Origin of the sequence: Shewanella sp. 3_MG-2023, assembly GCF_030548765.1 — a bacterium.
Classification (GTDB): Bacteria; Pseudomonadota; Gammaproteobacteria; order Enterobacterales; family Shewanellaceae; genus Shewanella.
Genome location: NZ_JAUOSH010000043.1, coordinates 1 through 13,509, shown reverse-complemented (window position 1 = coordinate 13,509; position 13,509 = coordinate 1). Strand labels below are relative to the sequence as shown.

9 protein-coding genes and 1 pseudogene are annotated in these 13,509 nt (G+C 43.8%); 6 read left to right on the top strand and 4 right to left on the bottom strand.

Features of this window, described 5'->3' with window-relative positions:
* Window positions 1–54 precede the first annotated feature (54 nt).
* Both Q4591_RS18280 and dbpA read left to right on the top strand, forming a co-directional pair.
* Window positions 55–936 carry a pirin family protein gene (locus Q4591_RS18280; RefSeq protein WP_102476890.1) on the top strand — a complete coding sequence of 294 codons (882 nt, stop codon included), beginning with the start codon at window positions 55–57 and terminating at the stop codon, window positions 934–936.
* 129 nt (window positions 937–1,065) lie between these two features.
* Window positions 1,066–2,469: an ATP-dependent RNA helicase DbpA gene (dbpA, locus tag Q4591_RS18275; RefSeq protein WP_102438372.1), complete on the top strand. Its 1,404-nt coding sequence runs from the start codon at window positions 1,066–1,068 to the stop codon at window positions 2,467–2,469.
* 302 nt (window positions 2,470–2,771) lie between these two features.
* Here the strand turns inward: dbpA and Q4591_RS18270 are convergent, their stop codons facing one another.
* A complete protein-coding gene (locus Q4591_RS18270) occupies window positions 2,772–4,187 on the bottom strand; it encodes a DEAD/DEAH box helicase (protein WP_102438374.1) in 1,416 nt (471 codons plus the stop codon).
* Window positions 4,188–4,464: 277 nt separating this feature from the next.
* Here Q4591_RS18270 and Q4591_RS18265 point away from each other — a divergent pair, with 277 nt between their 5' ends.
* On the top strand, window positions 4,465–5,538 hold the full coding sequence (locus Q4591_RS18265) for a DUF3626 domain-containing protein (protein ID WP_102520552.1): 1,074 nt from the start codon (window positions 4,465–4,467) through the stop codon (window positions 5,536–5,538).
* Window positions 5,539–5,581: 43 nt separating this feature from the next.
* Here the strand turns inward: Q4591_RS18265 and Q4591_RS18260 are convergent, their stop codons facing one another.
* Window positions 5,582–6,463 carry a sensor domain-containing diguanylate cyclase gene (locus Q4591_RS18260; RefSeq protein WP_102476892.1) on the bottom strand — a complete coding sequence of 294 codons (882 nt, stop codon included), beginning with the start codon at window positions 6,461–6,463 and terminating at the stop codon, window positions 5,582–5,584.
* Between the two features lie 350 nt (window positions 6,464–6,813).
* On the opposite strand from Q4591_RS18260, the gene cydD reads away from it, so the two are divergent.
* Both cydD and cydC read left to right on the top strand, forming a co-directional pair.
* Entirely contained in the window at window positions 6,814–8,694 is a 1,881-nt protein-coding gene (gene cydD / locus Q4591_RS18255; RefSeq protein WP_303462333.1) for a cysteine/glutathione ABC transporter permease/ATP-binding protein CydD, read from the top strand.
* The gene (gene cydC / locus Q4591_RS18250) at window positions 8,694–10,484 is read left to right on the top strand and encodes a cysteine/glutathione ABC transporter ATP-binding protein/permease CydC (RefSeq protein WP_102476894.1); all 1,791 of its coding nucleotides are present in this window, start codon (window positions 8,694–8,696) and stop codon (window positions 10,482–10,484) included. Before cydD ends, cydC begins: the two co-directional genes overlap by 1 nt.
* A gap of 416 nt (window positions 10,485–10,900) precedes the next feature.
* Here the strand turns inward: cydC and Q4591_RS18245 are convergent.
* Window positions 10,901–11,017: pseudogene (locus tag Q4591_RS18245) on the bottom strand (LysR family transcriptional regulator); the annotation flags it as partial.
* A 152-nt stretch (window positions 11,018–11,169) separates the two neighbouring features.
* Here Q4591_RS18245 and Q4591_RS18240 point away from each other — a divergent pair.
* Complete coding sequence (locus Q4591_RS18240) at window positions 11,170–11,670, top strand: nuclear transport factor 2 family protein (protein WP_102476895.1); 501 nt, start codon at window positions 11,170–11,172, stop codon at window positions 11,668–11,670.
* An 890-nt stretch (window positions 11,671–12,560) separates the two neighbouring features.
* On the opposite strand, the gene Q4591_RS18235 is transcribed toward Q4591_RS18240, so the two are convergent.
* Window positions 12,561–13,298 carry a nucleoside-diphosphate sugar epimerase gene (locus tag Q4591_RS18235; protein ID WP_303462330.1) on the bottom strand — a complete coding sequence of 246 codons (738 nt, stop codon included), beginning with the start codon at window positions 13,296–13,298 and terminating at the stop codon, window positions 12,561–12,563.
* Between the last annotated feature and the right edge of the window lie 211 nt (window positions 13,299–13,509).

Sequence of the window (13,509 nt, the reverse complement as noted above, 5' to 3'; positions counted from 1 at the left end):
TCGATTAGTTGCTTGTTAAGCTAAGGCTATTAATCACTCATAGAGTAGAACATCATGAAAGTATTAGGCCGTTTTAGCGCTCGACCAGCAATGGATGGTGACGGGGTTAACATTAAGCGGGTTGCGGATTTTATCAATACCCGCTTTGATCCTTATTTAATGATTGATGAGATCAAATCAGATGATCAGCAAGATTTCATTGGTGGTTTTCCACCGCATCCTCATCGCGGTATTGAAACCTTTACCTATATTCGTAAGGGTGGCTTTGAACACCGCGATCAATTAGGTAATGTTAAAGCCATACGCGCTGGCGATGTGCAGTGGATGAGTACTGGCAGTGGGGTGATTCATTCTGAAATGCCATTAGCCGATGCAGAAGATGGCCTACATGGCTTTCAAATTTGGCTCAATATGCCCGCTAAAGACAAAATGCGTCCGGCGATCTATCAAGATACCTCAGAAAAGGCTAACCCAACGGGTACTAACCAAGACGGTGCGCAGTTAAAGGCGCTTGCTGGCCATTGGCAATTTGCTGGCAATGATAGGGACAATGACGCTGAGGAATTAGTCTCGAGTATTCAAGGCTTGGCGGGCAATGGTGCCATTGCGGATTTAACGCTCGCAGCTAATGGCCACGCCAGTATTGATTTATCCAGCCATGAGGTGGTTCATGCCTATATCTATCAAGGTGAGCTTGAATATATCGCCGCCAATGGAGACTTGATGACGGCCAGCGCCGGACAGTTATTGTTATTGTCAGCTGAGCTAAGTCATTTTAACAATGCTATCTCTGCCGAGACAGGGTTATTGTTACTGGCAGGTTCGCCCATTAATGAAAAAATAGTCCATATGGGCCCCTTTGTGATGAATAGCCAAGCTGAAATAGATCAAGCAGTAGATGATTACCAACAAGGGCGCTTTGGTAAGATCATTTAGCAAAGATATATCTGCCATGTGCGGATAAAATTGCTACAATATGCAATTAGGCCAAGGTATAAATATCTTGGCTGTTTTGTTTGTACTCGTTTTGTTTCAGTACCCGTTTTATATCAGAGGATATTCGCCTTGAGTCAGTCTACTCAACAAGCCGCTAATACGGCTTTCGCATCACTAAATCTTAAACCTGATTTGCTTGAAAATCTCAAAACCATGGGATTCGAGTCAATGACTCAAATTCAAGCTGAGAGCTTACCAGCAATCCTTGCAGGTGATGACGTGATTGGCCAAGGAAAAACCGGCTCAGGTAAAACTGCAGCATTTGGTTTGGGCTTACTAAACAAGTTAGATGTGAAACGTTTTCGCATCCAAACCATGGTGTTGTGCCCAACACGTGAACTCGCCGACCAAGTGGCAAAAGAGATCCGTACTCTAGCTCGCGGCATTCATAACGTGAAAGTACTAACATTGTGTGGCGGCGTACCAATGGGACCACAAATTGGTTCATTGGAACATGGCGCGCACATTATTGTTGGCACCCCAGGACGTATTGTTGATCATCTTGATCGCAATCGCTTAGATTTAAGCAACGTTAACATGCTGATTTTAGATGAAGCCGATCGCATGTTAGAAATGGGCTTTCAGCAGCAATTAGACCAAATTATTGAAGACACGCCGCGTGAGCGTCAAACCTTGCTATTTAGCGCGACCTTCCCTGAGCAAATTAAGCAGGTTGCTGATCAAATCATGTATAAGCCATTAATGGTTAAGGTTGAAGCGACGCACGACAACCTCACTATCGATCAGCATTTTTATCTAACCGAAGACAATCATGCACGTATGGAGGCTTTACAGTTATTGTTACTGGATAAGCAGCCTGAAAGTGCGGTGGTGTTTTGTAACACCCGCCGTGAAACTCAAAAAGTGGCGGATACGTTAGCTGAACAAGGTTTTAGCGTACTAGCCTTACATGGCGACTTAGAGCAGCGCGAGCGCGATCAAATGTTACTGCGTTTTGCCAACAAAAGTGCCCGCGTATTAGTGGCAACCGATGTGGCGTCTCGTGGTTTAGATATCGAAGACTTAGACGCGGTATTTAACTATCACATTGCCTACGATACCGAAGTACACATTCACCGTATTGGCCGTACCGGTCGTGCGGGCAGTACTGGCGCAGCTTACACTTTCTATAGTCATGAAGATGGTCATCGTATGGTTGAAATCGGTGAGCTAATTGGCCGCGAAATCGACGGTGAAGCATTACCAGCCATGAGTGCGTTAACGAAAATGCCACTTGAAGCTGAGATGGTTACCATTCAAATCGATGCAGGTAAGAAGCATAAGGTTCGCCCTGGCGATATCGTTGGTGGTTTAACTGGCGAAAATGGCATTGATGGCGCAGACATTGGCAAAATTAAAGTGACCGATATCCGTTCATTTGTGGCAGTGAAACGCACCGCGTCTAAAAAGGCACTTAACAAGATCACTAAAGGCCGTTTAAAAGGTAAAACCTACCGCGCTTGGTTCTTGTAGATATTATTTTGAGTCGGTAGCGCTAGCGTTACTCACTGAATTGAAAGCGAGTTTAGTTAATACTAAACTCGCTTTTTTATATCTATTTATGGCTCAGTGCTGTTGATGTAAAGCTCAGTACTGTTGATTCTATGTAGCTGTCGCTTGACCGTTATCGACTCCGGATAGCATATTAATCAGTGTCGCTCTTCCCCTAGTATCGTAGTGCTCAACAAAAAATCCCAAAAAAAGGTATAAAAACTATTGTCTTCATACCTTTTTTATTGAGCTAATTCATCGAGAACTCGCTTTAGCGATTAGCATTAGTCACGGGACTTAGGTCTTGCATTAGCGTAAGGATTCACACTGCCAGAAGCTGCGCTATTGGCGCTATTGTTACCTTGACGGCGACGTTGTGGCTTTTTAGCCGCTGTTGAATTTGCCGAGGCATCAGCGCGCGAATTCTGGCGCGAGCTATGTCTAGATTCTGGTTTACCTGATCTATCACTGCTGTTTTGGCTCGCATGCTTACGGCGATTTGGGTTCGGCTTTTTATGGTTGCTGTTGTGGCCACCAGCGCGATTCAAATTCGGCTCAGGCAAAGTATGACATGCTTCATAACCGGCAATCTGTTTACGTTCAATTACGCGCTTAATAAGACGCTCAATATCATGCAGTAATTTGACTTCTTCATCACTCACTAATGATACCGCTTGACCAGATGCACCCGCACGGCCAGTACGGCCAATACGATGCACATAATCTTCAGGCACATTCGGTAAGTCAAAGTTAACCACAAATGGCAGTTGGTCAATATCGATACCACGGGCAGCGATATCGGTGGCCACCATCACTTGTGCAGTGCCCGCTTTAAAGTCAGCTAAAGCTTTAGTACGAGCGCTTTGACTCTTGTTACCATGAATAGCAACCGCTTTAATGCCATCAGCTTCTAGGTTTTTTGCTAAGCGGTTGGCGCCATGTTTGGTGCGTGAAAAAACTAACACTTGATGCCAATCATTTTCTTTAATTAGCTTGGTTAGAATTTTAGCTTTACGGCTTTTATCAATGGCGTATACCGCTTGATCAACCGTGTTCGCTGTTGCGTTACGTGGCGTTACTGAAATTTCAACTGGGTTATTCACTAAGCCTTTAGCCAGCTCGCGAATTTCATCTGAGAAGGTGGCTGAGAACATTAAGTTCTGACGTTGCTTTGGCAACATGGCTAAGATTTTCTTAATGTCACGAATAAAGCCCATATCCAGCATTCTGTCGGCTTCATCCAAAATAAGCACTTCAAGCTGACTAAAGCTCAATACTTTTTGTTGGCATAAATCTAATAATCGACCCGGTGTCGCCACCAAAACATCAACGCCATTTCTTAGTGCTGCAATTTGCGGGTTAATAGATACGCCCCCAAATACCACTGCAGATTTTAGCGGTAAGTTTGCGCCATACGTTGACACGCTTTCAGCAACTTGAGCGGCTAATTCACGTGTTGGAGTTAATACCAAGGCTCTAACTTGTCCGCGCTGTGCACGTTGACCTTTTGAAAGTAATTCTAGTAGTGGCAGGGTAAAACCTGCTGTCTTGCCGGTGCCGGTTTGTGCTGCAGCCATAACATCTTTGCCTTCAAGTACAGCAGGGATCGCTTGTGCTTGAATAGCGGAAGGCGTGTCATAGCCTTGTTTTTCAACAGCTTTTAAAATTGCTGCACTTAAGCCAAGGGAGGCAAAACTCATAGAATGATCTCTTTGGTCAACGCTAACGTTGTTTACAATAAATGGGAGCCAGAATGTGGCGGGCGTGAAGCTTACCTGAATAGGTGCATAAGTGCTAATAAATCGCCAATTTAACCCTTGGCCTTAGGGCATGGCATCCACAGCTAACGCTGGTGTTAGCGGTACTTTCACTCAGCACAATGGCCGAAATCGATGAATAAGGATTAATCTTTGATGGCAAAGTCGGCTATTTAACATACAATGAAATACAATCACTTACCGAATGGAGTCGCGATAAATGAAACCGCAGTTTGCCGCGCAAGTTCATATTGAAAAAACGCTGGCTTGCCTTCGTGAACAAGCCTGTTCGGTGATTAAAAATATTTTGCTGATGTCTAATATTTCCAGCCAAGATGTGCAGCAGGGAATGAAAAAGTTACATGCCCACGGCCAAGTGGCACTGCATTTTCATCCCGATCGCATTGATAGTCGCGGGCTCAGTGTGGCTGCTGGGCTATTAAAAGATGGCTATTATAAAACCCAGTTTGAGACTCATATCTCCAATGGCCAGTTATCACCTGAATTAGGTGGCCCTCGAGATCATTGGGAGAACCAACTGTTTGGTCAATGCTACTCTGGGGTAAAACATCGGCCTAAATATGGCGCTTTAGATTTAGGTTTTTGCCCACTAGGCCCAGCACCCCGTTTTGGTAGTTGTTACTTCATTACAAAGCCCCAAGTGTTATCTCGCTGCAGTTTTAGTTATATGGATTCATATCGCTTGCCAAAAGAAAAGGGCACGCTGCAGTGTTTTGAAGTGATTTTAGCGGCGTTACTTAGTGAAAGTTTTGAGCGCCATTATGCGCTGGGGCTGGCTAATATCAAACCAGCGCAGATTATTACGCATTTACAGCAGCTGCCTATGGAAGTTAATGCACGCTTTGCTCGCCAGCCCTTAGGTAATCTTGATCATTATATCGAAGCGCAGATCCACGGTGATGTATCACTGGATGATGATATTGCTTATCTGGTGGCAGACCCAAGTTTTAAACTCACTGAAGTGGGGGATTGCATGCAAGCCCTGTGTGAGGAATATGACATCAGATTGCTGTGGCATCAGGGTTATCAATTAACAGTTGATAGCGTGCCAAAAGATTTTCGTGGCCCTGATATGCCAGTACTTGCTCAAGCAATTGCGAAAGACGGCTTAATCACCGCACAATTAATTGGCAAAGCGGCAATGGATCTCACCTTAAAGCCAATGTTATGGAGTGAGCGCGGTAAGCAAGCACAGCAGTTACAGCAGTTGAAGTTAATCTGGCATGTGTTAGTGAAATTTGGTGCGATTGCGCCAACTGAGCCAACATCTTAAGCGACTTGCTAAAGCCAGTAGCTAAATCAGCAGCCTGATAAGGCTAGCTAAAACGATAGGTTGCTCCGCCTTGGCGCTTGGATTTGTACATGGCAAAGTCAGCTGATTTAATCAAACTATCAAAGCATTCACCCGAATCAGGGTAAGTGGCGATACCAATACTGCAATTAACGTTTACCGATTGTTCGCCCAATTGAAAGGGCTTATATAAACATGCAATTAAGGTATCTGCCACTGCGGCAATGTCGTTGTTGTCGTGAATGCCTTCAATCATTAAGACAAACTCATCACCACCCATTCTAGCAATGGTGTCAGCATCTCTGACTTGGGCATTTAACCTGCGGCCCACTTCTATTAGCACTTGATCACCTTCGTTATGACCAAGGCTGTCATTGACCTTTTTAAAGTCGTCTAAATCAATATAAAACAGACAAAAACGACTGTTATTGCGTTTGGCTCTTTCGATATATTGTCCGACTCTGTCAGTGAGTAAGTGACGATTGGGCATTTGGGTGAGTTGATCGTAATAGGCAAGGTTTAATAACCGCTGGGCATCTTCAATGCGTTTGGTGATATCGCGGTTGATGCCGAGTGCGCCGAGAAACTGCTGTTGCTCATCAAACAGCGGGATACACATGGACTCAATCCAGCCTATGGTGCCATCTTGATGTTTAAAGCGAATTTCACCGCTCCACTTGCCATGCTTGGCCACTGCAGACATCACTTGTTCGGTGATAGATTCAGTATCCTCCGGCGAATGCAAAATACTGACGTGTTGACCCAGTATCTCGGCTTTACTATAGCCATATAAAGATTGAGAACCTGCGTTCCAATCGATCACAACACCTTCAGTGTCGGTGACCACCACAGCATCAAATAAATAATCAAATGCTTGGGCCCGCAGCGCAGGAAGATCAAATTGCATTTAATTGCATCTCCACAGTGAATTTTTAGTCATTAAAAAGGACTAACTAAATGTGGGTAGAATTAGGGTATTTGTCAATGGTTAATATTTGAACGTAGCAATGTTTATGGTTTTAGTCATGGGGAGTTTTTATGGCTCTGGTCATCAAAGCCGCTGTGGTTTTTAAGCAGATCTTTTAACCCTCTAAACAAGGTTAATAAGCTTTACCTACTATAATTTTTATTAGTATTGTGTGAGTCAGTTAACACTTCTAAGGTGGCGGCTGTAATCTAGGGCTTTAGCTTGCGATACTGCGGCAATTTTCCACACTTTACTGCGCCAATCTAGGCGTATTTCTCTTCAGGAATCTAATGGATAAAACTTTAGAAAAGTCCCTCACTCACTGGCTTAAATCGCAGAAATCATCTTGTGGTATTTTCCTTAAATTAGCCATTTTTACCGGGGCCGCTAATGGGGTGGCAATTGTTGCCCAAGCTTACTTGTTGGCGACCATCCTCCATGGGGTGATCATGCTGGAATTACCCATGGGCAGTTTTACGCTGCAATTTGGCGCTTTAATTAGTTTAATTCTAGTCAGAGCGGTGCTGGCATATGCTAGAGAGCGTTTGAGTTTTGAAGCGGGTAAACGCCTTCGTGGCGACATTCGTGAAGCTGTGCTCAATAAGCTCACCGATTTAGGTCCAGCTTTTATTAAAGGTAAACCAGCAGGGGCATGGGCCAGTGTGGTTCTTGAGCAAGTTGAAGATCTGCACGATTTTTATGCTAAATATTTACCGCAAATGATGCTGGCAGCGTTTATTCCGCTAATTATTTTAGTGGCGGTATTTCCGCTCAATTGGGCCTCAGGGCTGATCTTACTGGCCACAGCGCCGTTGATCCCCATGTTTATGATTTTAGTGGGCATGGGCGCCGCCGATGCTAATCGTAAAAACTTCAGCGCGCTGTCACGTTTAAGCGGCCATTTTATGGATCGCTTAAAGGGCATAAGTACCCTCAAGCTGTTTCACCGCGCAGAAGCTGAAGTAAAGCAAATCGAAACTGGCTCAGAAGACTTTAGGCAACGCACTATGTCAGTGCTGAGAATGGCATTTTTAAGTTCGGCGGTACTGGAGTTTTTTGCCGCGCTATCTATCGCTGTGCTGGCGGTGTATTTTGGCTTTAGCTACCTAGAGCACCTTAATTTTGGTCATTATGGGGTTAAAATTAGTTTATTTACCGGTATGTTTGTGCTGATTTTAGCGCCAGAGTTTTTTCAGCCATTACGTGATTTAGGCACCCATTACCATGCTAAAGCACAAGCCATTGGTGCAGCAGAAGCCTTGGTAGAACTTCTTGAACATCCTAATCCATTAAAGCAAGTTGACGAAAACTTTAGCGAGCAAACTGGCCAGCTGCGAAACACCGAACTCAGTAAAATTGTGATCACCGCAACAGATCTTGAAGTGCTCACCTTAGAGGGAAAACCCTTATTAGGGCCGATTTCATTTAGCATTAAAGCCGGCGAACATATTGCTATTGTTGGCCCAAGTGGCGCCGGTAAAACCAGTTTATTAAATGCCTTGCTGGGCTTTTTACCTTACAGAGGTTCACTGCAAATTAATGCCGCTGAGCTGAGTTTACTTGATAAAAACTATTGGCGCTCAAGGCTTGCTTGGTTAGGTCAAGACCCGCAGTTGTTCCATGGCTCTATCCGCGATAATGTCAGCCTAGGCAACGCACAGCTCAGCGATGCTGAGATTATGGCGTTACTGCAACAAGCCAATATTGCTGATTTTGTTCAGGCTCATCCCCAAGGGCTTGATGCCATTATTAGTGACCAATCAGCGGGTATTTCAGTGGGACAAGCTCAGCGTATTGCCCTTGCGCGGGCGTTGTCGCAACCTGCGAGCTTATTCTTGTTGGATGAGCCCACCGCCAGTCTTGATAACCAAAGTGAGCAACTGGTTAGCGCCGCCCTTAATCAAGCCAAGTTGCAGCAAACCAGCTTGATGATCACCCATCGATTAGACCAGCTACAAGATATGGATAATATTTTAGTGATTGATAATGGCAACCTTGTGCAACAAGGCGACTATAAAACCCTCAGCCAGCAACCGGGTTTATTCAAATCAATGCAGCAACAAGATGATGGTTTATCACTGTTTATTACTGCTGAATCTGATACTGACGCGGCAAACGTAAATAACCAAGCCGAAATGGCGCAGAGCATTGGCACTAAGGAGGATAAATAATGCAAGTTTTATATCCGTTCCTTAAATTGTTTAAACGCCAATGGCTGATGATGGCCATTGGCTTGTTTCTTACCTGTACTACTATCCTTGCGGGTATCGGTTTATTGTCATTATCGGGCTGGTTTTTATCCGCAACCGCCATCGCGGGTTTAACTGCAGCCACGGCATTAGCCTTTAACTTTTTTACTCCTGCTGGTGGGGTGCGTTTTTTCTCTATTGCCCGCACCGCAAGTCGTTATGGTGAGCGCTTAGCTACCCATGAGGCGACCTTTAAATTACTTACGGATTTACGGGTTTGGTCTTGGAAAAAGCTGTTTCCGCTTAGTGCCAGTAATCTGCAAGGGTTACGACAAGGCGACATGCTTAACCGTCTAGTGGCCGATATCGATACCTTAGATCATTTGTATTTACGCTTACTGGTGCCAATGACAGCGTCGTTATTGACCATCATTGCCTTGTATGCATTTTTATCTTGGTTTGATTTAACCCTAGCGTTAAGCCTATGTGGTTTGTTGCTGAGTGTATGGATAGTGCTGCCATTGATATTCTATCGCTTAGGCAGAAAACCTGGTGAGGCTGTGGTAGATGCTAAGCGCCACTTTAGAGTGTTAATCCTTGATGTTATTCAGGGACAAGCTGAATTAAGCATTTTTGCAGCTAATGATCGTTATAGACAAAAATTACGTGATGCTGAAACAGCCTTATTTAACAGCCAAACAGCCATGGCCAATATTACTGGTTTTAGCCAAGGGCTATTGATTGCGGTGAACGGTTTTGCAGTGGTAATGATGTTATATCTTGCTGGACAAGGCGTTGGTGCGCAGGTGCCGCCAGGCCCCTTAATGGCGACAATGGTGTTTGCTACTATGGCGTCAATTGAAATGATGATGCCAATCTCTGGGGCGTTTCAGCATTTATCTAGCTGTGTGTTATCGGCTAAACGTATTACTGAAATTACCGATCAGCAAGGGGATATTCAGTACGGTGAGCGCCAATTTCAAGGGGGTGAATTAGCTGCTACAGAACTTGAGTTAAACGACATTCACTTTGGCTATCAAGCTGAGCGGTCAATTTTAACCGGGGTTAATTTACATATAACCCAAGGCCAAAAAGTGGCCTTACTTGGGCCAACAGGCTGTGGTAAATCAAGCTTGCTTGCACTGATCACCCGTGAGTGGATGCCGCAACAAGGTCAAATCAGATTATCAGGTCATGATATTGCTGACTATGACGAAGTGTCATTACGCAACGCGATGACAGTGGTGAGTCAGCGGGTGCATTTATTTGCTGGCACAGTACGCGATAACTTAACCATTGCCTTACCTTATGTTGAGGGGCAAAAGAAAAAGGCCAATGATCAGCGCTTAATCGCAGTGTTAAAGCAAGTGGGCTTAGGCACGTTACTTGAGTCCGTAACGGCTACAGATCGCGGTGAAGAAATTGGTTTAGACAGCTGGATTGGTGACGGCGGGCGTCAGTTATCAGGTGGCGAACAGCGCCGAATTGGGGTGGCTCGTGCATTACTGCGTGATGCGCCTATTTTATTGCTTGATGAGCCAACCGAAGGGCTTGATAAACGCACCGAACGGGAAATTTTACGCTTACTGTTTACGTTTGCTGAAGGTAAAACCTTACTGATGATCAGCCACAGACTCACCGCCATGGCTGAAATGGATCAAATTCATATGCTGGATAATGGGCTGATTGCCGCCAGTGGCACCCATGAAGACTTAATGCAAGATTGTGCTGAATACCAAGGTTTATATAAGCATTTAGCCAAAGAAGCTTAATAGGACTGGTATCGTTAGAAAGGACTGTTATCGTTTGAAAGGAATTGGAAAACGCTTTTGAAACGATAATGACAACAAAAAAACGCTAATCGACTTGGGATTGAACCAAGCGATTAGCGTTTTTTTGTTTTAGCTCAAATCGAGCTGGTTATTTGCAGACTGTAAAGGTTGAAACTCATTTTTGGACATAAACCTTGCCAGAGATCTTACTAAATTAGCAATCTATAAATTAACTTTAGTAAGGCTAAATCTGGGCATTCCTGCTCAGAGTGCTTGAACTTTTATGCGTGATTTACAATTTACACCACATGTCCAAATCCAGCAAAAGCTACTTTACTATATGTATCTACAAAGGTTTGTTTTTCAATCCTACCCACTCCCTTCGGGTAGCGTCTATACTTAGTCCAGAGCGCACAAAAAAGTGGGTCATCAAAGGTCACTCGCAGTTTGTCTAGTGTATGACTGACGGCAGATTGAGTAACCCCAAGTCGTTCAGCTGCCTTTGAAACCGAATTCTCTTCAAGAACGGTCAAAAGGTTCGAAAACTATGCCCGTTAAGCGACAAATAATCGATTTTATTCATATATATTATGAGGATACACTAGTTGTTTTGATGAATTGTGATGGTTATCGTGTTGTTTGTTAAGTGCTTTATGTATTTAAGTTCAATTAAAAGGAAATCAAAATGTTAAAAAATAAGTCACCCCTTTTGCTTATCTGCTTACTCTCAATGTTCAAGCTGACGACTGCTTTTGCAGACACAGAAAGCACAACACAACCATCCAACACTCTAGAAACTGCTCAAGCTTTTTTATGGGCTGCAGGTTCGGGTGACATGGAAAAACTCAATGCGCTAATGTCTGATGACTTTGTTTGGCATAACGAAGGCGACAACCAAATACCTTGGATCGGCAATTGGGAAACAAAAGAGACTGTCCTTAATACCTTTCTTCCTCGTTTTGGTGCAGGCCTGAAAACCACAAGCTGGACTACAGACTATAGCTTCGTTAATGGCGACCAAGCCGTTTTTATGGGTAGCATGAGCGCGATTGCAACGGAGTCGGGAGCCGACACTGGAAAATTCAGCTGGGCTGTGCGTGTACACGTTGAAAATGGTAAGGTAAAAAGCTGGAACTGGTTCGAAGACAGTTTTGCCGTTTCGAAAGCGTTCCACGCTAAAAAGTAAGCATATAAATCTATCCCAAATAGAGACCCTAACAACAAAAGGCGCAAGTGATCACTTGCGCCTTTTTTCGTTGCTCTGTCCCGTCCTGAGATAAGTTGACAGTTTGGAGACTTATCTATGAAACCCTCAGATTCAACCAGTCGTAAACGTACACGGTATGTAGTGGTATAGATAATTTGGCCATTCTATTGAATGTTATATTAGATTATTGAGGGTAAATAAAAACTGCTAAGCTTCGGGATATATCCATTTCAAATACCTTTTGGGGCATAAATGCGTTACAGCCACCAACTTTATACTTCGTTTATATTGGGGCAATTACTGTAATCCATCACTTCCATCTAATCCATTGCCTGCCGCAGGCTTATGTGCAGATACAACTGCGAGACGCTGCAAGTACGTCCCTGTAAGCTCTGCCAAAACATCCATGTTTTGGAAGCTCGCTGCTGCATCTACACTGGGATTATTGTCTCTTCGATTTGACTGTATTCGTGACAACTTTAAAAGCTAAATTACTCAAGTTGCGTGGGTGCTTTTGATCTTCTTTGAATGTTTAATTTGAATTGAGGTAAGCAAGAAAATTACGTGAGTCCAGGCATGGATGTCTGGCTAGCTTTCGAGGGGAAGGGACGCCCCATCGGAAGCGTTAGAGATTTTTGTAGCTTGCCGAAGCGGACTCAAAATGAAGTTAAAAGCTGGATTAATCCCCGTTGAAAACATGCGCTTTTCAGCATTTTTCGTTGGAGCTGCGGGCCTAATTCTTTAATAAAGAGTATAGAGGGTATTGCTGTTGATACCCTTTTAGTCTGCTCTTTACAAAAGAAGGGGCGAAGCGCCACGACCTTGATTTAGATTTTTTTAAAAATTTGAAATAAGCTTTGGGACAAACCTCAGTTAACCAGTCGATGCATCTGTTTATTATCAATAATCCTAACCTCGACTTTATCTAGCTTAGTGTCATTAACTAATTCGGCATCAGTGACTAACTCTTCATCTTTTATTGCAACAGCCAGCATGTTGTCTGCCACAAGCTTGCCTGTAATGGGTTTGTACTTGGCTAAAGGGCCGATAAATACCCCAGAGGCAATAGCAAAAAACTTTTGCCCTATATCTTCTAAGGTTCGCTGACTCGCACGCTCCCCTAATAACAAGCTTGGCTGAAATATCATTAGTTTAGGTAGGTTAAGCGCGACTAAGGCTTGCTGTACCTGACCTTTAGCACGATTATAAAAAATGCTTGAATTTGCATTGGCATCTAATGCCGTGACCACTGAAAAAGACCATGGCTTTGAACTGTTTCTGCTGAGTTGATGTTGTTGGATTAACTTAGCGAAATCAATAACTGCAGTCACATCTACTTTATTAAAATTATCTTGGCTACCCGCTTGCTTAATGGTGGTGCCTAAACAACAAAATGCATGATCGATGTCGATCGGAATGGATAAACTGGGGATGTCTTCTAGCTGGCATTGAATAAAGCTGAGCTTGTCGATGCCGTGGGTGCCTTCAGCCAGTTGTGGCAGACGTCGACCTAAAACCATTACTTGCTGGTAGCGCTCATCAGCCAGTAATCCAAGTAACACATTTGCACCAATAAGCCCTGTGGCACCAATTATTGCAGCATTCATATTTTTCCTAAAGTACCAAGCCAGCATGTTGACTCTTTTTTATAAGTAGAGATTTTAGCATGGAATAAGCTTGTTAATACGGCTCAAAATAAGTGCGCACAAAAGCGCTGCTGCATAGGTAATTGCAGGATTACTGCAGGGTTATTAGTCCATAGCAGCTGCTATTGAACATTTATAAGTATTGGTTTTAGCATGGAATAAGCTTGTTAAT